This window comes from Geitlerinema sp. PCC 7407 (assembly GCF_000317045.1).
GTDB lineage: Bacteria > Cyanobacteriota > Cyanobacteriia > PCC-7407 > PCC-7407 > PCC-7407.
In genome coordinates this window covers 516845-539205 of the sequence record NC_019703.1, presented here as the reverse complement: position 1 = coordinate 539205, position 22361 = coordinate 516845, and the positions used below count along the sequence as shown (strand labels likewise).

Annotated in this window: 4 protein-coding genes; 3 read left to right on the top strand and 1 reads right to left on the bottom strand. The window is 61.0% G+C overall.

What is annotated here, in order from left to right; translation table 11 throughout:
- Positions 1-2: 2 nt before the first annotated feature.
- Positions 3-905, bottom strand: a complete 903-nt coding sequence (locus GEI7407_RS02260) for an ABC transporter permease (RefSeq protein ID WP_015170504.1) — start codon at positions 903-905, stop codon at positions 3-5.
- 288 nt (positions 906-1193) lie between these two features.
- Between GEI7407_RS02260 and GEI7407_RS20890 the strand changes: the two genes are divergently transcribed.
- The 3 genes from GEI7407_RS20890 (at position 1194) to GEI7407_RS02245 (ending at position 22353) form a co-directional block, all read left to right on the top strand.
- Positions 1194-12656, top strand: coding sequence for a tandem-95 repeat protein (locus GEI7407_RS20890; protein WP_015170503.1), 11463 nt, complete (start codon positions 1194-1196; stop codon positions 12654-12656).
- A 266-nt stretch (positions 12657-12922) separates the two neighbouring features.
- Positions 12923-21136, top strand: coding sequence for a tandem-95 repeat protein (locus GEI7407_RS20885; protein ID WP_015170502.1), 8214 nt, complete (start codon positions 12923-12925; stop codon positions 21134-21136).
- Positions 21137-21402: 266 nt separating this feature from the next.
- Complete coding sequence (locus tag GEI7407_RS02245; protein WP_015170501.1) at positions 21403-22353, top strand: ABC transporter ATP-binding protein; 951 nt, start codon at positions 21403-21405, stop codon at positions 22351-22353.
- Positions 22354-22361: the final 8 nt, after the last annotated feature.

The window sequence follows — 22361 nt, the reverse complement described above, 5'->3', positions numbered from 1 at the left end:
CGCTAACGCACTGCAAACCGCCGCACTGCCAACAAACTCCCCAGCAGGCCAACAGACCCACCAAAGCCAAGCAGAATCAGCGTTAGTAGGGTTTGCTCGGCCGCCGTGAGCGCCAGCCCCTGGGCCAGGAACTGGATAAAGTCCGCCTGCTGGGTGAGCAAACTACGCAAAAACTGCTGCACCGCCCCCAACAGGCCCCAGGCGATCGCCGCTCCCGCCACGCCAAAGGCCAAGCCCTGCAAAATAAACGGGAAATAAATCCAGCCCGTGGTCGCTCCCACCAGCTGCATCACCTCGATTTCGCGGCGACGGGCCATCACGATCAGGCGAATCGTGGTCGTAATCACGGCGATCGCCGTCAGGGTCAGCAGGGTCGTCACCGACACACTCAGCCACCGAAATCCCCGATTGAGCTGCTCTAGGCGCTGCACTGCCTCCGCCAGGTACTGGACCGTGTCCACCCCCGGCAGTTTCTCGAGGCGCTGGGCCAGAGACGCCACAGCCTCCGCCTCTCGCACCTGCACCCGCAGCTCGTCCACCAGGGGATTGCCATTAAGCTGGTCAGTCGCCGCCGCAATGTCTGCCACGCCCAAATCCTTGACCAGGGAGGCCCAAGCCTCCTCGCGAGGGACGATCGCCACCGACGCCACCTCTGGCAAAGCCGCCACCGACGCCTGGATCGCCGTCGGCTCCGCCGCCTCCTGGAGGTACACCGACACCTCTAGCTGGCTCCCAAACTGGTTTAGCAGGCGCTCTAGCTGCCAGGAGGCCTGAAGGTTGACCCCAAACAAAAACAGCAGGACCGTCACCGTACTAATGGCGGCCCAATTCATCCAGCCCCCACGCCGCAGTCCCAACAGCGTCTCTTGCATTAGATAATTCAATTTTGTTAGACGCTGTAACACAGCACACCTCCCTTTTGCCCTCGATGGTTGACATAATTCTTAGGACGCAATCGCCAGAATTGAGAACACAATAGCGTCAACGGCTCTTTTGAGCAGACGATCGAATGCGTCCCGGCGGTCTTCACCGCGATCGCCTGCTTGGGTTAAACAAAGTTCTAGTTTGATTCCTAGAAATTCCATGAAATCACTTAGGTTCTGAAATAATTCTTAGGACAATCTAGTGATGCGTCCATCGCCGGTACAGTCCAATCTATTGGTGTGAGCGTTGTCTTCGCTTAGGTCATTCTTATGAGTCTGTCTCGCCAGTCCTTGTTCGACGAAAGGTACTACCTAGCGACGAATCCTGACGTCGCCACGGCGGTTGCCAATGGGGTGTTCCCCAGTGGGTTTGTTCACTTCCAGGAAATTGGCCAATTTGAAGGGCGCAACCCTAGCGCCTACTTTAATACCGCCTACTATCTCTCGAGCAATCCAGACATTGCGGCTGCCTTCCCAAACGTCATTCGCAGCCCCTACGAGCACTACATCGTTGCGGGGCAGTTTGAGGGGCGATCGCCCATTGCCCAGTTCAGCGAGAGCTACTACCTCGCCAACAACACTGACATCGCGAATGCGGTACGCGCAGGCACCTTCTCCAGCGGCTTCGAGCACTTCTTCCTCGCGGGCCAGTTTGAGCGGCGCATGCCCAGCACCATCTTCAACGAGGGCTTTTACCTCGTTCATAACCCAGATGTTCTCAACGCCGTTAACGCTGGCGCCTTTCGGACGGGTTTTGAGCACTTCATCATTCGAGGACAAGCAGAGGGTCGCTCGGGCATCAACCGCGCGCCAGTCCTGGCAAATGATGCGATCGCCGGTAACGAAGACACCTCCATCGTCATCGCCAATGTTCTAGCGAACGATCGCGATCCCGACAGTGACATACTCAGCGTCATTAGCAACACCCAAGGCAGCTTTGGCTCTGTTGTCAACAATGGCAATGGCCGCTTCACCTACAACCCTGCCACCAACCGCAACGGCGTAGACAGCTTCACCTACACCGTGCGAGACGGGTTCGGCGGCACCCGCACTGCTCGAGTGTTCGTCACCGTGCGGGCCGTCAATGACGCACCCATTGCCCGCGCTGACGGTGCCACGACCCTCGAAGATCGGGCCGTCACCCTTGCTAACGTGCTGGCCAACGACACCGACGTTGACGGCAACCCCTTGACCATTGTGGGGACCACACCCCCCAGCAGCGGCACGATCACGCGGGTTGGCAACGGGTTCGTCTACCGGCCTAATTCCGGATTCTCCGGCATCGACAACTTCACCTATCGGGTCAGTGACGGCAACGGCGGCACCGCTAGCGCCACCGTGCGGGTCTCGGTCACCCTGGTGAACAACTCTCCGGTGGCAGTGAGCGATCGCGTCTCGACCAACGAAGACACCCGGATCACCATCAACGTCCTCGCCAACGACACGGACACCGATGGCTCCATCGTGCCCAACCGGGTTGCCCTTTTGAGCAACCCCACCCGCGGCAGCGCCACCGTCAACGCCACTAACGGGCAAATTGCCTATCAGCCCAACCCCAACGTCTCTGGCGTTGATAGTTTTACCTACTTCATCGAAGACAACGAGGGCGGCACCAGCTCCACCACCGTTTTTGTCACCGTCAACAACGTTAACGACCTGCCCATTGCCCGCAACGACGCTTTCACGATCGGTGAGGACTCAGCAGGTATCACCTTCAACGTCCTCACGAACGACACCGATGTTGAAGATGGCAATGCGCTCAACGTTATTGGCTTCACCCCCATTCCGCCCGCCAGCGGCACCCTCACCCAGAACGGTGGGCAGTTCGTTTATCGGCCGAGCAGCAACTTTAGCGGCCCCGTTAGCTTTACCTACACCATCTCTGATAGCGATGGCGGCACTGCTACCGCTACCGTCAATCTGACGGTCACCCCGGTCAATGACTTACCCGTTGCTGGCAATGACCAGATTTCCTTGGTAGAGGACTCGGCAGGCATCACCTTCAATGTCCTCACCAATGACTCTGACCTTGAGAGCGGCGCCTCCCTGAGCATCATTGGCTTCACGCCCCTCAACAGCGGCACCATCACGAACCTCGGCAACGGCCAGTTCTCCTACGTCCCGCGCTCTAACTTCTTTGGTCGGGACAGCTTCACCTACACCGTCGCCGATGGCGACGGCGGAACGGCTAGCGCCACCGTTGTGGTTACCGTCAGCCCGGTGGCCGACGCGCCGATCGCCGTCAATGACAGATTCAGCACGGTCGAAGACACCGCCATTACCCTCAGCCGCAACAGCCTGCTGGGCAACGACACCGACCCCGACGGCGATGCGCTGCAAATCACGAGCTTCCAGTCCACGACTGGTAGAGGCGGCAGCTTCGTTTTCAACGGCAGTCAGTACATCTATACGCCTAGCCAGAACTTCACGGGCGTTGACAGCTTTACCTACACTATTGCCGACAACGACACGGCGACGGCCGACGCAACGGGAACGGTCTTCATCACGGTCGATGGCGTCAACGATGCACCCATTGCTGGGGATGACCGGCTGACGGTGCAAGAAGACGGCGTCCTGACTTTTAGCCGCAACAGCCTGCTGGCAAACGATAGCGACGCGGAAACGCTGATTTTCCTGGAGGACTTTACGCAGCCCACGCGGGGACGCCTAGTCTTCAACGGCACAAGCTATACTTACACGCCCACTGCAAACTTTAATGGGCTCGATAGCTTTACCTACACCATCAACGACGGTACGGGCCTGACGGATACGGCCGTTGTAACCATCTCAGTTGTTTCAGTCAACGATCGTCCGATCGCTGGAAACGATACTGCGACGACCAACGAAGATGCAGCGGTCACAATCAGTGTCTTTGCAAACGACAGCGACATTGACGGCACGATCGATCGCGACACTCTCGTCATTGGCAGTCAGCCAACTAACGGCAGCGTCATCTTCAATCCGGTAACCGATGAGGTGGTCTATACGCCGACGGTTGCAGGCTTCTCGGGCATTGACAGCTTTACCTACACGGTGCGCGACAGCGGCGGCAGCCTGTCGAATGTCGCGACGGTCTTTGTGACGGTCAACAACGTCAATGACCCGCCGGTTGCCAACAATGACCTGTCAACCACGGACAAGAACATTCCCATTACGCTGAATGTTTTGGCGAATGACTCGGATGTGGATGGGAATCTGCGCCCGGCCACGCTGTCGATCGTGACTGGACCTTCGGGTGGCACGGTCACGATTGATCCGCTGACCAGTAATGTCAGCTATCGCCCCAGATCCAATTTTGTTGGGGTGGATAGCTTTACCTATACCGTGCAGGACAACGAAGGGGCCAGCTCCAATGTGGGGACGGTCTTCGTCACGGTCAACAATGTCAATTCGATTCCGATCGCGACCAACGACGGGGTTTCGACGAACGAAGACACCAGCATCCTGATTTCGGTGCTGGCCAATGACAGCGATACGGACGGCACCCTCGAAACGGGCAGCGTCGCCATCGGCACGGGTCCGGGCAATGGTACTGCCACGGTGGGTGCTGATGGCCGCGTCCTCTATCGGCCCAACAGCAATTTCTTTGGGGTCGATAGCTTTACTTACACGGTGGCGGATGACGCGGGCAGCGTGTCGAATCCGGCGACGGTGTTTGTGACGATCAGCAGCGTGAACGATGCGCCGATCGCCACCAATGACACGGCAAGCACCCAAGAGGATCGGGCGATCAGCATCAATGTGCTGGCCAACGACAGCGATGTGGATGGCACCCTGGATGCGGGCAGCGTGACCATCGTGACGGGGGCAGCTCGCGGAACGGCGGCCTATGACGCTTTCCTGGGTCAGGTGGTGTACCGTCCGACCTCGGACTTCTCGGGGGTCGATAGCTTCACCTATACGGTGCGCGATCGCCAGAATGGCCTCTCGAACACGGCGACCGTGTTTGTGACGGTGAGCAATGTCAACGATCCGCCGATCGCTACCAATGACACCGCTAGCCTGAACGAAGACACCAGCATTGCGATTCCGGTCTTGATCAATGACTCAGACATTGACGGGACGCTCAATCCAACCAGCTTGGTAGTCGTTACGGGTCCGGGTCAAGGGGCCACCAGCATCAGCGCGGGCACGGTTCTCTACACGCCCAACAGCAACTTCTCGGGCGTGGATTCTTTCACCTACACGGTGGCTGATGGCAGTGGCTCGGTCTCGAATCCGGCGACGGTCTTTGTGACGGTCAATCCGGTCAACGATGCTCCGATCGCAGTCAATGACACGGCGGGTGTCTTTGAAGATGGCGTCACCAGCATCAACCTAATCGCCAACGACTCCGACATCGACGGGTCGATCGCCCCGGGCAGCATTCAGGTTGTCCAGGCGGCGGGCAACGGCAGCGTCTCCCTCAACGGCAGCACGGGCCAGGTCACCTACCGCCCCAACACGAACTTCTCGGGCGTAGATTCCTTCACCTACACGGTGCGCGACAACTCGGGCTCGGTTTCCAACGTGGCGACGGTCTTCGTCACGGTTACCGACATCAATGACGCCCCGATCGCGGTCAATGACAGCGTCACCACCTTTGAGGATGTGCCGGGCGGCCTGTCGATCAATGTCTTGCAAAATGACACCGATCTCGATGGCACCCTCAACCCGGCCACGGTCTCCGTCGTGGGTAACCCGACGCGGGGCACGGTCTCTGTGGTGAGCGGTAGCATTCTCTACACGCCCAACTCCAACACCTTTGGGGTGGATTCTTTCACCTACACGGTGCAGGACGATGACGGCAGCGTTTCGAATCCGGCGACGGTGTTTGTCACGGTGGCTTCGCGCAACGATGACGCGCCGATCGCGGGCAACGACAACTTCTCTACAGCAGAGGATGTCGGCCTAACCCTGACCGGCACGCAGCTGCTGGCCAATGATACAGACGTCGATATTCCCAATGGGGATTCGATCAGCATCAGCGGCTTCCAGAGCGCGTCGGCCAACGGCGGCACCATCACGCGCAGTGGCGACACCTTTGTCTATCGCCCGCCGGCAAACTTCCCTGCGAATAATCCGTCCGGCATTGACAGCTTCACCTATACGCTGCGCGACTCGACCAACCGCACGAGTGTGGGCACCGTCTTTGTGACGGTGGGTCAGGTCAACGACGCGCCGACCGCCGGGGCAGACCAGCTCAGCACGGCTGAAGATACGCCGCTGACGATCAATGCGGCGAACCTGCTGCTCAATGACTCCGATGCCGATGGCGGCACGCTGCTGGTGACGGGCATCGCAACGGCGCCGGTCAACGGCACCCTGTCCGATAACGGCGACGGAACCTACACCTACACGCCCACCACCAACTTCCCGGGTACGGCGTCGGTGGGCCTCGATAGCTTCACCTACATCGTGAATGACGGTCAGGGCGGCACAGCGACGGCCACGGTCACGATCACGATTGGGGAAGTGAATGACTTGCCCTTCGCGACGAACGACACGGCGAATACCCAGGAAAATCAACGGGTCACGGTCAATGTCTTGGCCAATGACTCGGATGTCGACGGCACCCTCAACCGCGGCTCGGTCGTGGTGTCGGTGAATCCTGGCAAGGGTACGGTGCAGGTGAGTCCGCTGACGGGTCAGGTGATTTATACGCCCACGGGCGGCCTGAACGGCATTGATAGCTTCACCTACACGGTGGCTGACAATGACGGCGGTACGTCTTCGGCGACGGTGTTTGTGACGATCGCGGATGTCAACGACGCGCCGACGGCAACGGCCGATCGCGTGACGATTCTGGAAGATAGCGCTGCCACGATCAATGTGCTGGCGAATGACAGCGACATTGACGGCACTATCGACCCAGGCTCGATTGCGATCGCCAGCCAGCCCGGTAGAGGCACGGCCTTCTTTGACCCCTTCACCGGCCAGGTCATCTATCGACCCGCTTCCAATTTCTTTGGGATTGATAGCTTCACCTACACGGTGACGGACGACGACGGTACGGTCTCGGCCCCCGCCGTAGTCACGGTGTCGGTCACTAGCGTGAACGACATCCCTGTCGCGGTGAATGACCAGTTCAGCGTGGTCGAGGACCAAGTGGCCACTCTGGACATCCTGGGCAACGACACCGATGTGGATGGGGATCTCAATGAGACCAGCGTGGTGTTCACCGCGCCGCCCAGCAGCGGGACGGTTACCCTCGATGCCTTTGGCCAGGCGGTTTACACGCCGACGTCCAACTTTGCGGGGGTTGATAGCTTCACCTACACGGTGACGGACAACGCGGGCAGCGTGTCGAATACGGCGACGGTGTTTATCACAGTCAACGACGTCAACGACGCGCCGATCGCGGGCAACGATACGGCTTCGACCCAGGAAGATCGGGCGATCGCCATCAATGTCCTGGCCAACGACTCCGATGTCGACGGCACCCTCAACCGAGGCAGCGTCGCCATCGTCACCGGTCCTGCCAACGGCAGCATCAGCATCAACAGCACCACGGGCGGTATCCTCTACACCCCGAACTCCAACTTCTCGGGCACCGATACCTTTACCTACGTGGTCTCTGACCAAGCGGGCGCTAGCTCCAACGTCGCCACGGTCGTGGTTACGGTCAGCGATATCAACGATTCGCCGATCGCCACCAACGACACGGCATCGACCAACGAAGACGTGGCCCTCAGCATCAACGTGCTGGCCAACGATTCGGACATCGACAACTCGATCAACCCTGCCACTGTCAGCATCGGCAGCGGTCCGAGCAACGGTTCCACCTCCGTCAACGCCGCTGGCCAGGTGATTTACACCCCCGGCACCAACTTCTCCGGCGTTGACAGCTTCACCTACACAGTGCGCGACGCCAGCGGCTCGGCCTCCAATCCGGCCACCGTCTTCGTCACCGTGGCCGAAGTGAACGACCGGCCCGTCCTAGGCAACGACGGCGGCTCCACCCAAGAAGAGACCGCTCTCTCCCTGAACGTGTTGGCCAATGACTCCGATGTCGACGGCACCCTCAACCGTGGCTCTGTGAGCATCGTGAGCGGCCCCACCGACGGCAGCATCTCCATCGGCGCCGATGGCGTGCTGGTGTACACGCCCAATGCTGAGTTCCCGCGCACCGCGGCCTCGGCAACGGACACCTTCACCTACACGGTGAGCGACAACAACGGGGCAACCGGCCTGCCGGCAACGGTCATTGTCACCGTTGGTCGGGTCAACGATGCGCCGATCGCCGTCAGCGATCGGGCCTCCACCAACGAGGACACCAGCCTTGTCATTAGCGTCCTAGGCAATGACACCGACGTCGATGGCACCCTGCCCATTGCGTCGCTGGTCTCCCAGGCGAGCAACGGAACGGTGAGCTTCAACGGGGTCCAGCAAGCGGTTTACACCCCCAACTCCAACTTCTCCGGGGTGGATAGCTTCACCTATTTCGCGGTGGACAACAATGGCGCCTCTTCGAATGCGGCAACGGTCTTTGTCACGGTGAATGCGGTCAGTAACGACCCGCCGATCGCCGCCAACGACCAGTTCACCATGGTCGAGGATACGCTGCTGACCATTACGGGCAGCCAGCTCCTGGCCAACGACACCGATCCCGACGGTGAAGCCCTGAGCATCAGCGGCTTCCAGAGCACCACGAGCCTGGGTGGCACAATCACCCGCTCGGGCGACAGCTTCGTCTACCGACCCACCACTAACTTCCCGGGTACGGCAGCCTCTGGGGTGGACAGCTTCACCTATACGGTCCAAGACCCGACGGGACGCTCGAGCACCGCAACGGCGTTTGTGACCGTGACCCAGGTGAACGACGCGCCGGTGGCCGTGGCCGATCGCTTCAGCTTGGCGGAGGACACGACCTTCAACGTGCTGACCACCTCCTTGCTGAGCAACGATACCGATGTGGACGGCACGACCCGCTTCTTCACCGGCATCGTCAACGGACCCACCCAGGGCACCTTGGTGGACAACGGCAACGGCACCTACACCTATCGCCCCACCACCAACTTCCCGGGTACGGCGGCCTTCGGCCTTGACAGCTTCACCTACAGCATCAGCGATGGTGCAGGCGGCAGTTCCACGGGGACGGTGACGCTGACCATTGGTCAGGTGAACGATGCGCCGATCGCGGGCAATGATGCAGCCTCAACCAGCGAGAACACCTCGATCCTGGTCAATGTGCTGGCCAATGACTCCGATGTCGACGGCAGCATCAACCCGGCGACGGTGGTGGTCTCTGGTGCTCCGACCAAGGGCACGACGCAGATCAGCCCGGTGACCGGTCAGGTCATCTACACGCCGACAGGCGGGGCCAACGGCATTGACAGCTTCACCTACGTGGTGCGCGACAATGCAGGGCTGACGTCGAATACGGCGACGGTCTTCATCACCATCTCCGATGTCAACAGTCCTCCGCTGGCGGTCAATGACCTGCGCAGCGTGAATGAGGATACGGCCCTCAGCATCAATGTGGTGGCCAATGACACGGATACCGATGGCACGGTGAATCCGACCTCGGTGGCGATCGCCTCTCAACCGGGCAACGGCACCGCCTTCTATGATGGCTTCAGCGGTCAGGTGGTCTATCGACCGAGATCCAACTTCTTCGGCATTGACTCCTTCACCTACACGGTGACGGACGACGACGGAGCCGTCTCGGCCCCGGGCGTGGTCTTCGTGACGGTCAACAGCGTCAACGACCTGCCCATTGCCGTCAACGACAGCGTCAGCACCCTCGAAGATCGCATCGCGACCATCAGCGTCCTGGCCAACGACACCGACATTGATGGCAACCTCAACGAGGCATCGGTGACGGTGACGACGGGTCCCAGCCAAGGCTCTGCGACCATCAATGGCTTTGGAGAAGTGGTCTACACCCCCAACTCCAACTTTGCTGGCATCGACAGCTTCACCTACACGGTGCGCGACAACGCGGGCTCGACGTCCAACGCGGCGACGGTCTTTATCACCGTCGGCGAGGTCAACGATCCGCCGATCGCCACCAACGACCGGTTCACGATCACAGAGGAGTCCAGCACGATCTTCAATGTCCTGGCCAACGACAGCGACATTGACGGCACCCTGGTCCGTGGCAGCGTTTCTCTGGTCAGCGGCCCCACCAACGGCAGCGCCACGATCAACGCGGTCACAGGCGGCATTCAGTACACGCCCAACTCCAACTTCTCTGGCTTCGACACCTTCACCTACGTGGTGAGCGACAACGCCGGCGCGACTTCCAACGTCGCCACGGTGGTGGTCTCGATCACGGATGTCAATGACGCCCCGATCACGGTCAACGACAGCGCGTCCATGGTCGAAGACGGCGTCCTCAGCATCAATGTCTTGGCCAATGACTCCGATGTCGACGGCACCCTCAACCCAACGAGCGTGACGGTGGCCAGCGCGCCCAGCAATGGCTCGACAACGGTCAACGCAGCGGGCCAGGTGATTTACAGACCGAACTCCAACTTCTTTGGAGTGGACAGCTTCACCTATACGGTGCGCGATGACGACGGCGCGACCTCCAATCCCGCGACGGTGTTTGTCACGGTGACCAACGTCAATGACGGACCGGTCACAGGGGCAGACAACGCATCGACCCAGGAAGATACGGCGGTGAGCATCAATGTGCTGGCGAATGACAGCGACACGGATGGCTCCATTAACACCGCTTCTCTGGCGATCGCCTCCAATCCTGGCAACGGCACCGTCAGCATCAGCAACGGCGTCGTCTTCTACACCCCCAACGCCAACTTCCCTGGCACCCAGGGCGGCTTTGGCCTCGACAGCTTCACCTACACCGTCGCCGATAACAGCGGTGCAACCTCTGCGCCGACCCTGGTGATCGTCACCGTCGGTCAGGTGAACGATGCGCCGATCGCCACCAACGACACCGCTTCCCTCCAGGAAGACGGCAGCGTCGTCATCAACGTGCTGGCCAACGACTCCGATGTCGACAGCCAGCCGGCCCCGGGTCTCAACCCCAACTCTGTGGTGGTGGTTAGCGGCCCTGCCAACGGCCAAGTCACCGGTACGGGCAGCCTAACCTACACGCCAAACTCCAACTTCTCTGGCGTGGACTCCTTCACCTACACGGTCCGAGACACCGACGGCGCGACGTCGAATGTCGCCACCGTCTTCGTAACCGTGGGCGGCGTCAATGACGCCCCCGTGGCCACCGATGACAACTTCACGATTGCGGAAGACGCCACCAGCGTCGCCCTCAACGTGCTGGCCAACGACTCTGACGTCGACGGCAACCCGCTGACGGTCTTTAGCTTTGCCCAGCCCACCAACGGCCAGGTCAGCCGAGACCCAGTCAGCCAGCGCCTGATCTACACGCCGGTGTCGAACTTCACCGGGGTCGATAGCTTCAGCTACGTCATCAGTGACGGCCAAGGCGGCACCGACACGGCGATCGCCACCATCACCGTCACCCCCGTCAACGACGCGCCTCTGGCGGTCGACGACCAGTTCAGCGTTGACGAAGACACCGCCCTCACCGGCGGCAACGTCCTGGCCAACGACACCGACGTCGACGGTAATCCCATCGTGGTGATTGGCTTCGACAACGTGAGCAGCCAGGGCGGCACCGTGTCCATGAACCCGGATGGCACCTTTACTTACACAGGCGCCAGCAACTTCTTCGGGCTCGACACCTTCACCTACACCATCACCGATGGTCAGGGAAGCAGCGACACGGCCTCGGTCGTGGTGAGCGTCCGCTCAATCAACGACCTGCCGATCGCCGTCAACGATGCAGCCTCTACAGACGAAGGTATCGCCATCACCCTGGACATCCTGGGCAACGACACCGACGTGGATGGCGGCCCGCTAGCGGTTACCAGCTTCGTGGCTGGACCGACCAACGGCGCGGTTGGCGTCAACGGCGATGGCACCGTGACCTACACCCCGAACCCAATCTTTAACGGGGTCGATAGCTTCACGTACCTGGTCAGTGACGGCAACCCGGGCGGCACTGCAACGGCGACGGTCTTCGTCACGGTGAACTCCGTCAACAGTGATCCGACGGCTCTCGACGATCTCTTCTTGGTCAACAGCGGCTCAGTCACCATCACGGATGCTGATCTGCTGCTCAATGACTTCGATGATGACCCGACCGATGTCCTGACGATCACTAATAGCTTCGGTGGAGCCTCGAATGGCAGCGTGACGCGAAGCGGCAACAGCTTCGTTTACCGGCCAACGCCTGGGTTCCCGCCCTTCACTGGCAACGACAGCTTCACCTACACGGTGACTGACGGCAATGGCGGCACGTCGACGGCAACGGTTTTCTTGGCCGTCGCCCAGGATGTCAACTCGCTGTTTAACACTGGCGATAATCCTGACATCCTGAATGCGACGACGGTGCCCCACGCCACGATCAATGCCAGCGGCAACGGAACCTTTGACTACTACAGCTTCACCACCACAGGAGGTACGATCACCCTCGACATTGACACAGGGGCCGCTAGCAACATTGACACCCGGCTGTTCCTGTTCGATAGCAACATGCAGCTCATCACCCAAAACGACACAGCGTCTATTGGGCTGGGCGCAGGGGGCAGCAACACCACAAACGATGCGTTCATCTCCAGAAATCTGGCAGCAGGAACTTACATCGTTGGGGTGGGCGAGTCCGCTTCGGGCGTCACGACCATCGACGGACTGCGCGGCATCCTCTCGGAGGACGCTCCCGATCCGGGCGATCTCTACACGCTCCACATCTCGGCTCCGAAGTAGTCTCTGAGCCCCTTTGACTAACGGGGGCGATCGCCCACACAGCGCGATCGCCCCTTCTTTTGTCCTCGCGCTTGGAGGTTCTGAACTGATGGTTCAAGCCACAAGACTTTGAAAACACAAAGCCGTTGCCGCTGACAGCAGAGAGGGTCAGCAGTAACGGCTTTGTGTTTTGAACTTTGGCAGAGGATAGGGATGCCGATCTGACATAATGGCGTCAACCTGTCCGGCATGCGCCGTTCTGTGTTTTCATTCAGCAGGTCACTTTTATGAGTCTGTCTCTCCAGTCCCTCTTTGACGAGCGGTATTATTTAGCGACAAACCCCGACGTCGCAACCGCTGTCCGCAACGGTGTCTTCACCAGTGGGTTTGCTCACTTCCAGGCCCTCGGCAAGCTTGAAGGGCGCAATCCCAGCGCCTATTTCAATACGAGCTACTACTTGTCAAGCAACCCTGACGTTGCGGCGGCCATTCGTAACAAGCTTGTTTCCAGCGCCTACGACCACTACATCGCAGCGGGGCAGTTTGAGGGTCGATCGCCCATTGCTCAGTTCAGCGAGAGCTACTATCTCACCAACAACCCCGACATTGCCGCAGCGGTGCGCGCGGGCACGTTCTCAAGCGGCTTCGAGCACTTCTTTCTGGCAGGCCAGTTTGAGCGGCGCATGCCCAGCGCCATTTTCAACGAGGGCTTTTACCTCGTTCACAACCCGGATGTCTTGCAGGCGGTGAACGCTGGGGCCTTCCGGACAGGTTTTGAGCACTTCGTGATTCAGGGGCAGGCGGAGGGTCGCTCGGGCATCAACCGCGCGCCGGTCCTGGCCAATGATGCGATCGCCACCAACGAAGATGTCGCCGTCGCCCTGGCCAATGTCTTGGCCAATGACCGCGACCCGGACAGAGACACGCTCTCGGTGATCCGGTTTACCTCCGGCCGCTTTGGGTCAGTCACCAGCAGCACCAACGGCCAGTTTATCTACCGGCCCAGCGCCAACCGCAACGGCGTTGACAGCTTCACCTACACGGTGCGCGATGGCTTTGGCGGCACCAGCGCGGCCAACGTGTTTGTGACCGTGCGCGCCGTCAATGACGTGCCGATCGCCCGCAATGACGCGGCTTCGACCCTTGAAGATCGGGCCGTCACCCTTAGCAACGTGCTGGCCAACGACACTGATGCCGATGGCGATCGCCTCACGATCTTGCGCTTTGGCCAGGGCAGTCGCGGCACCGTCACCCAGGTTGGCAACGGCTTCGTTTATACCCCAGCCAGCGACTTTTTTGGCACCGATCGCTTCACCTACACCGTCGTCGATGGCCGCGGCGGCACCTCCACCGCCACGGTGAATGTCACTGTGACCGCTGTCAACGACGCCCCTCCCCTGGCCCGGCCCGACAGCGCCACGACCCTCGAAGATCGGGCCGTCACCCTGGGGAATGTGCTGGCCAACGACACCGACATCGACGGCGAGCCGATCACCCTCCTCGAAAACAGCACCCCCCGCAACGGCACCCTCACAGCCCTGAGCGGCAACCGCTTTGTCTACACCCCCAACAGCAACTTCAACGGGGTCGATAGCTTTACCTACACGGTCTCGGACGGCAACGGCGGCACCTCGGCCGGCACGGTGCTAATCACGGTGCAGTCGGTCAACGACGTGCCGGTGGCCGTGAGCGATCGCTTCAGCATCAGCGAAGACGGTCTCCTCAACTTCACCGCTGACGACCTGCTCGGCAACGACACCGACATCGACGGCGGCACCCTCAGCCTGCTCAACAGCAACTTTGGCCAGCCCGCGAACGGTGACCTCCAGGGCAACGGCGACGGCTCCTACACCTACACCCCCGACAGCAACTTTGCCGGGGTCGACTCCTTTACCTATACGGTGCGCGACGGCCAAGGCGGCACCACCGTCGGTCGAGTCTTCGTCACGGTCACCGGGGTCAACGACGTTCCCATCGCGGGCAGCGACGGCCTCAGCACCCGCGAAGACACCGGCCTGACCATCAACTTGGCCTCGGGGCTGTTTGCCAATGACAGTGACGGCGACGGGGATGTCCTCAATCTCAACGGCTTTACCCAGCCCGCCCGCGGCACCCTGCGCAACAACCTCAACGGCACCCTGACCTACCAGCCCAGCCGCAATTTTAACGGGGTGGACAGCTTCACCTATACCGTGAGCGACGGCCGGGGCGGCAGCGATACCGCGACGGTCTTTATCACGGTGTCCAGCGTGGAAGATCTGCCGGTGGCTGGCAACGATCGCGTCTCCACCAACGAAGACACCGCCCTCAGCATCGCCGTCAACGGTCTCCTGAGCAACGACAGCGACGAGGACGGCAATGTCTTCCTCGACAGCTTTACCCAGCCGGGCCGGGGCAGCCTCGAGGGCCTGGGAGACTTCTTGCAGTACACCCCGGCAGAAGACTTCAACGGGATCGACAGCTTTACCTACACGATCTCAGATCAGCAGGGCAATCTGACCACGGCCACGGTCTTTGTGACGGTGAACGCGGTGGAGGACCCGGCGATCGCCAATGACGATGCCTTTAGCACCGTCGAAGACACCGCCCTGACCATCGTCGGCAGCGAGCTGTTTAGCAATGACGATGCGGGCGACGGCAGCAGCCTGACCATCAGCACCTTTAGCCAAGGGGGCCGAGGCAGCGTCCGCAGCATCAACAACGGCCAAACCCTGGTCTATCGACCCAACAGCAACTTTGCCGGGGTCGATTCTTTTACCTACACGATCAATAACGGACGCGGCGGCACAGACGTCGCCACCGTGCTGGTGACCGTCGGCAATGTTAACGATGCGCCGGTGGTGATCAATGACGGCATCACGACCCAGGAAGAAGCCGCCGTCACGGTGAACGTCCTGGCCAACGACACCGACATCGATGGGCAGATCGATCCGGCGACGCTGACGGTGGTCACCGGGCCGAGCAATGGCTCTGTGCTGACGAGCCCGATTACCGGTCAGGTGGTCTACACCCCCAACAGCAACTTCTTCGGGGTGGACTCCTTCACTTACACCGTCGAGGACGACGCGGGCGCAACCTCGACCCCCGCGACGGTGTTTGTCACCGTGGCGCCGGTGAACGATGCGCCGGTGGCGGGAGCCGACAGCGTCAGCACCAACGAAGACGCCGCCGTATCCCTGAATGTCTTGGCCAACGACTCGGACGTCGACGGCACGGTCAATCGCACGTCGATTACCATTGCCTCTCAGCCGGGCAACGGCACCGCCTTCTACGACCCCTTCAGCGGCCAGGTCGTTTATCGCCCCGCCAGTAACTTCAACGGCGTGGACTCCTTTACCTACACGATCACGGACAACCTCGGCGTCCCTTCCGCGCCGGCCGTGGTGACGGTGACGGTCAATGATGTCAACGATGTGCCAACGGGCGTGGCGGATACGGGCAGCACCAGCGAAGATACCGCGGTCACCCTCAATGTGTTGGTGAATGACACCGACATTGATGGCAACTTGGTGCCGGGCAGCGTGGCGGTGGAGCAGTCCACCAACGGCAGCGTCAGCGTGAATCCCGACGGGACGCTCGTCTATACCCCGAATAGCGACTTTAACGGGGTGGATTCCTTTACCTATACGGTGGAGGACAATGACGGCGGCGTCAGCGCGCCCACGACGGTGACGGTGACGGTGAGTCCGGTGAATGACGCGCCTCGGGCGATCGCCGACAGCGTCAGCACCAACGAAGACACCGCTCTGACCTTCAATGTCGTCGCCAACGACACCGATGTCGACGGCACCCTCAATCCTGGCAGCGTGGTGGTGACGGCGCCCACCAACGGCAGCGCCACGGTGGACGCCAACGGCGTCGTGACCTACACGCCCAACAGTGACTTCAATGGCGTGGACTCCTTTACCTACACCCTGGTGGATGGCGAAGGAGCAACCTCGACGCCAGCAGTGGTCACGGTCACCGTCAACGCCGTCAACGATGCGCCTCTCGGCGTGGCCGACAGCGCTTCGGTCGACGAGGATGGCATCCTCACTCTGGATGTGATCGCCAACGACACCGACATCGACGGCTCCCTGGATGCCAGCACCGTTGCGGTGGTCACTGGCCCCACCAGCGGCAGCGTCAGCATCGATGAGTCCGGCGCGGTGATTTACACCCCCGACAGTGACTTCTTTGGGGTGGACTCCTTCACCTACACCGTGGCCGACGACAGCGGCGCAACCACCGCTCCAACGACGGTCACCGTCACGGTCAACCCCGTCAACGATGCCCCCGTGGCAACAGACGACACCGCCACGGTGAATGAAGACGGCCAGATTGCGATCAATGTCTTGGCGAACGACTCGGACGTCGATAACGCGATCGGCGATCTGACGGTCGAACTGGTGGCTGATCCCACCCAGGGATCGGTCGAGATTGACGCCACGGATCCCAATCGGGTGGTGTACACCCCCGACGCCGACTTCAACGGTATTGACAGCTTCACCTACGTGGTGGTCGATGCGGACGGCGCTAGCTCCAGCGTGGCCACGGTCTTTGTGACGGTGAATGGGGTCAACGATGCCCCCGTCGCCACCAATGACGCCATCAGCACCGACGAGGATTCGGCGATCGCCATCAACGTGCTCGCCAACGACACCGACATCGACGCCGGCGACGCCATCTTGCCCAGCTCTGTGGCGATCGCCTCCCAGGGCAGCAGCGGCTCAGCCACCGTCAACACCGAAACCGGCGAGATCACCTACACCCCCGACGATGACTTCTTTGGGGTAGACTCCTTCACCTACACCGTGGCCGACGGCAACGGCGCGACCTCAACCCCCGCGACGGTCTTCGTCACGGTCAACCCGGTCAGCGATCCGCCCACCGCCGTCAACGACGCCATCAGCACCGACGAGGAAACTGCCGTCTCCCTGAACGTGCTGGCCAATGACACCGACGTCGACGGCGACCTGATTCTTCAGGAAACCCTCAGCGTTGTCAGCGCTCCGAGCAACGGCAGCGTCACCGTCGACCTCGAAACCGGCGTTGTCACCTACAACCCCAACTCCGACTTCTTCGGCGTTGACTCCTTTACCTACACCGTCTTTGACGAAACCGGCTCCGAGGCCCAGCCCGCCACCGTGTTCGTCACGGTCAACAACGTCAATGACGCGCCCTTCGCCGTCAACGACTCCCTGGTGATCGATGAAGACACCGTCGGCAGCGTCAACATCATCACCAATGACACCGACGTCGACGGTTCGCTCATTCGCTCGTCCCTCACCCTGGTCAGCCGCCCCAGCAACGGCAGCGTGCTGATCAACCGGTTGACGGGCGTCGCCACCTACAGACCCAACTCCGACTTCTTCGGGGTGGACTCCTTCACCTACACCGTGCGAGACAACTCCGGCGCAACCTCGGCTCCGGCCACGGTCTTGATCACGGTCAACGGCGTCAACGATGCCCCGCGCATCCTGGGCGACAGAGCCACTACCAACGAAGACACCCTGGTGTCGATCAATGTGCTGGCCAATGACACCGATGTCGATGGCTCCCTGGTGCGCTCCTCGGTCAGCGTGATCTCAGGCCCCAGCAGCGGCAGCGCCACCGTTGGTCCCAACGGCGTCGTTTCCTACACCCCAGGCACCGACTTCTTTGGCGTCGACAGCTTTACCTACACGGTGACGGACAACAGCGGGGCGACCGCAACGCCGGCCACGGTCTTTGTGACGGTGGCGCCGGTGAACGATGCGCCGCGCCCGGTGGCCGACACAGCCTCGACAGAAGAAGACTCGGCGATCGCCATCAACGTGCTGGCCAATGACACCGACGTGGACGATTCCCTAGTGCCCGGCTCGGTTTCCATCGCCAGCGAGGCGGGTAACGGCTCGGTGAGCGTGAACCCAGAAACGGGGGTGGTGACCTACACGCCAGACACCGACTTCTTTGGCGTCGATAGCTTTACCTACACCGTGACCGACGATGGCGGAGCGACCTCGGCTCCCACCACCGTCACGGTCACCGTTTCGCCGGTCAACGATGCGCCGCGCCTAGTGGGAGATGCGGTCTCCACCGATGAGGACACGGCGATCACCTTTAGCGCGATCGCCAACGACACTGACGTCGACGGCACCCTCGACGCCACCACCGTGGCGCTCGTCAGCGAGGCGGGCAACGGCTCGGTGACCATCGATGACACCACCGGCGACATCACCTACACCCCCGACGCCAACTTCTTCGGGGTGGACTCCTTCACCTACACCGTCGCGGACAACGACGGTGTCACGGGCGCACCGGCCACGGTCTTTGTGACGGTCAACGACATCAACGACGCTCCGGTATCCACGGACGACTTTGGGACCACAGACGAAGACACCGTCGTCAAGATCGACCTGCTGGCCAATGACTCCGACCTCGACGGCACGCTGAATCCAGCCTCCATCAGCATCCTGAGCGGTCCTAGCAGTGGCAGCTTCAGCCTCGATCCGAGCTCGGGCGTCGTCACCTACACCCCAGACACCAACTTCTTTGGCGTCGACAGCTTCACCTACACCGTGGCCGACGACGATGGCGACACCAGCGCCCCAGCAACGGTCCTGGTCACGGTCCTGTCCGTCAACGACCCGGCCTTCGCCGTCAACGACAGCGCCACCACCAATGAAGACACCGCCGTCAGCATCGACCTGTTGGCCAATGACTTCGATGATGATGGCAACCTGCTGCCAGCCAGCGTCGTAGTGGTCAGCGAAGCCGCCAATGGCAGCGTCAGCATTGACGCCGCTACCGGAGCCGCTACCTACACGCCAGACAGCGACTTCTTTGGCGTCGACAGCTTCACCTACCAGGTGAGCAGCGACGACGGCAGCACGTCCAACCTGGCCACGGTCACCATCACCGTGCTGTCGGTGAATGATGCCCCGATCGCGGCCAACGACACCGCCAGCACCCTCGAAGATAGCGCCGTCACGATCAACGTGGCCGCCAACGATACGGATGTGGACGGCCGCGTCTTGCCGACCACCGTCGCGATTGTCAGCAATGGCACCAGCGGCACGGCCACCGTCAATCCCAACACGGGCGAGGTGACCTACACCCCAGGCTCCAACTTCTTTGGGGTGGACTCCTTCACCTACACCGTGGGCGATACCGACGGCGCAACGGCCGCTCCGGCAACGGTGTTTGTCACGGTGGCGCCGGTCAATGATGCTCCGGTGGGCGTGGCAGATACGACGATCACCGATGAAGATACGGCGGTGACGATCGATATCCTCGGCAACGATACCGACATCGACAGCGCGATCGCGCCGGATAGTGTCGTGATCACCACCAGCCCGACCAATGGCAGCGTGACCCTGGATGCTTCAGGGGCGGCGGTCTACACCCCCAACAGCAACTTCAACGGCGTCGATAGCTTTGTCTATACGGTGGCCGATGAAGAGGGGGCCGTCTCGGGACCGATCAAGGTCACGGTCACGGTCCGGGATGTCAACGACCCGCCGATCGCCGGCAACGACCGCGCCACGGTGGCTGAGGACAGCTTTGTCCAAATCAACGTCCTGGCCAATGACACCGACGTTGATGGCGACCTGCGCAATCCCAGCGTGGTGACGGGGCCGAGCAATGGCGCGGTCAATCTCACCGGCACCGGCACCTTCATCTACACGCCTAGCGCCAACTTCAACGGCGTTGACAGCTTTACCTACACGGTGAGCGACAACGACGGCGGAACGGCCGTGGCAACGGTGACGGTGACGGTGACGCCGGTCAACGATGCGCCGACGGCCGTGGGCGATCGCTTTACGGTTGCGCAGGGGACACCGCTGACGATCAGCAGCGCCCAGCTGCTGAGCAACGACACCGACATCGACGGTGACACCACCCTGAACGTTGTCAATGTCAGCACCCCCAGCCGGGGCACCCTCACCCAGCAAGGCGGATCCTACGTCTACACGCCGGGCGCCAACTTCAGCGGCAACGACAGCTTCACCTACACGGTGGCGGACGGCAATGGCGGCTCTGCTACCGCAACGGTGAATCTGGTCGTGGCCCAGAGCGTGCCAGAGGCGCAGTTCACCTCTACGGCGAATGCGAACATCTTCCGATCCACGGAGATCCCCCACGCGACGGTTCAGGCAACGGGCGACGGCAGCTTCGACTACTACGTCTTCGAAGTGACCAGTCCCGGCGTAGCGTATTTCGACATCGACTTCGGAGTCACCAGTGGCGGCGTCGGCGATGTGGATACGGAGCTGTTCCTGTTCAACAGTGCAGGGGCACTGCTGGCCGAAAACGACGACTCGCTGACCAGCAATGGAGCGGGCGGCAGCACGAAGTCCGATGATGCCTTCATTGAGTACACCTTCACCGAGGCAGGAACCTACGTCATTGGCGTGGGTGCCTTTGACTCATCGGTGCAGCCTGGCTCGGGCATCATCACGGGCTCAGCCCCCGCACCGGGCAGCACCTACACCCTCCACATTTCCCTGGAAAACGGGGTGGTGCCTCCCCTTCCCTAGGGGTCGATAGTCCCAGTAACCGGGCCATGGGGGCGATCGCCCCCATGGCCGCCCTCACCCTCCTGATGCGTCAGGGGGGTTTTTCTTTGCTGATTGAGCATTGCAATTTCTGAAACCGCCCTGACGAGCGGTGTAGCCAAAGGCTAGGCTAGCGGAGATCGCTGGGCCAGGCTGCTTTGCCTGTCTGCCAAGCCTCCAAACGCGCACTGCGTGGCCTCTCGGTTTTACTTTGCTTCTGCTTTGATCTCTCTGAAGCTCCTGGCGCTATGACGACGGAATTAGCAGTCTGTACCCGTGGCCTGACCAAACAGTTTGAGCGATATTTGGCGGTCAACGATATTGATTTAGAAATTCCAGCGGGGGATGTTTATGGCTTGATCGGTCCCAATGGTGCTGGCAAGACGACGTTGATTCGCCTGCTGGCGGCGGCAGAGGAACCAACGATTGGCGAAATTTTTATCAACGGCGATCGCCTCCTGCTAGACCACACCAGCGCCCACCTCAAGCGCCGCATTGGCTATCTCCCCGATGATTTCCCGCTCTATGAAGACCTGTCGGTCTGGGACTATCTAGACTATTTCGCGCGGCTCTATCAGCTCAAGAACCCCCTGCGGCGGCGGCGCCTGCACGATGTTTTGGAGCTGGTGAGCCTGACCCACAAGAAAAACAGTCCGATCGCCAGCCTCTCGCGGGGCATGAAGCAGCGCCTGAGTCTGGCCCGCACGATTATCCATGAGCCGCTGCTGCTGCTGCTGGATGAGCCGGTTTCGGGTCTCGACCCGATCGCCCGTCAGCAGTTTCGCGAAGTGATCCGGGCGCTGCAAGACGTGGGGATGACCGTGTTGATTTCGTCCCACGTCCTGAGCGACTTGGCCGAGCTGTGCAACGCCATCGGCATCATGGAGCTGGGCTGCCTGGTGGAAAGCGCGTCCCTGAGCGCGCTGTACCAAAAGTTTAGTCGCCAGGTGATTGAGATTTCGAGCTCTGGGGATCTGGAGGCGCTGGAGCGAGAACTCCAGCGCTGGCCAAATCTCGAGGACTGTCGCCGCATTCCAGAGACTCAAACCCTGGAGATTCATTTTTCCGGGACGACGGACGACAGCGCAGCGCTGCTGCGATCGCTCATTGAGCTAGGGCTGCCCATCTACAACTTTCACTGCACGCAGGAAAACTTGGAAGACATCTTCCTCAAGCTGGGCCACCAGCAAACGTCTTAAATCCCCTC

Bases quoted from the DNA above. Each gene is read 5' to 3' on its own strand.
- GEI7407_RS20890 (WP_015170503.1), top strand. From the start codon at position 1,194: ATGAGTCTGTCTCGCCAGTCCTTGTTCGACGAAAGGTACTACCTAGCG.
- GEI7407_RS02245 (WP_015170501.1), top strand. From the start codon at position 21,403: ATGACGACGGAATTAGCAGTCTGTACCCGTGGCCTGACCAAACAGTTT.
- GEI7407_RS20885 (WP_015170502.1), top strand. From the start codon at position 12,923: ATGAGTCTGTCTCTCCAGTCCCTCTTTGACGAGCGGTATTATTTAGCG.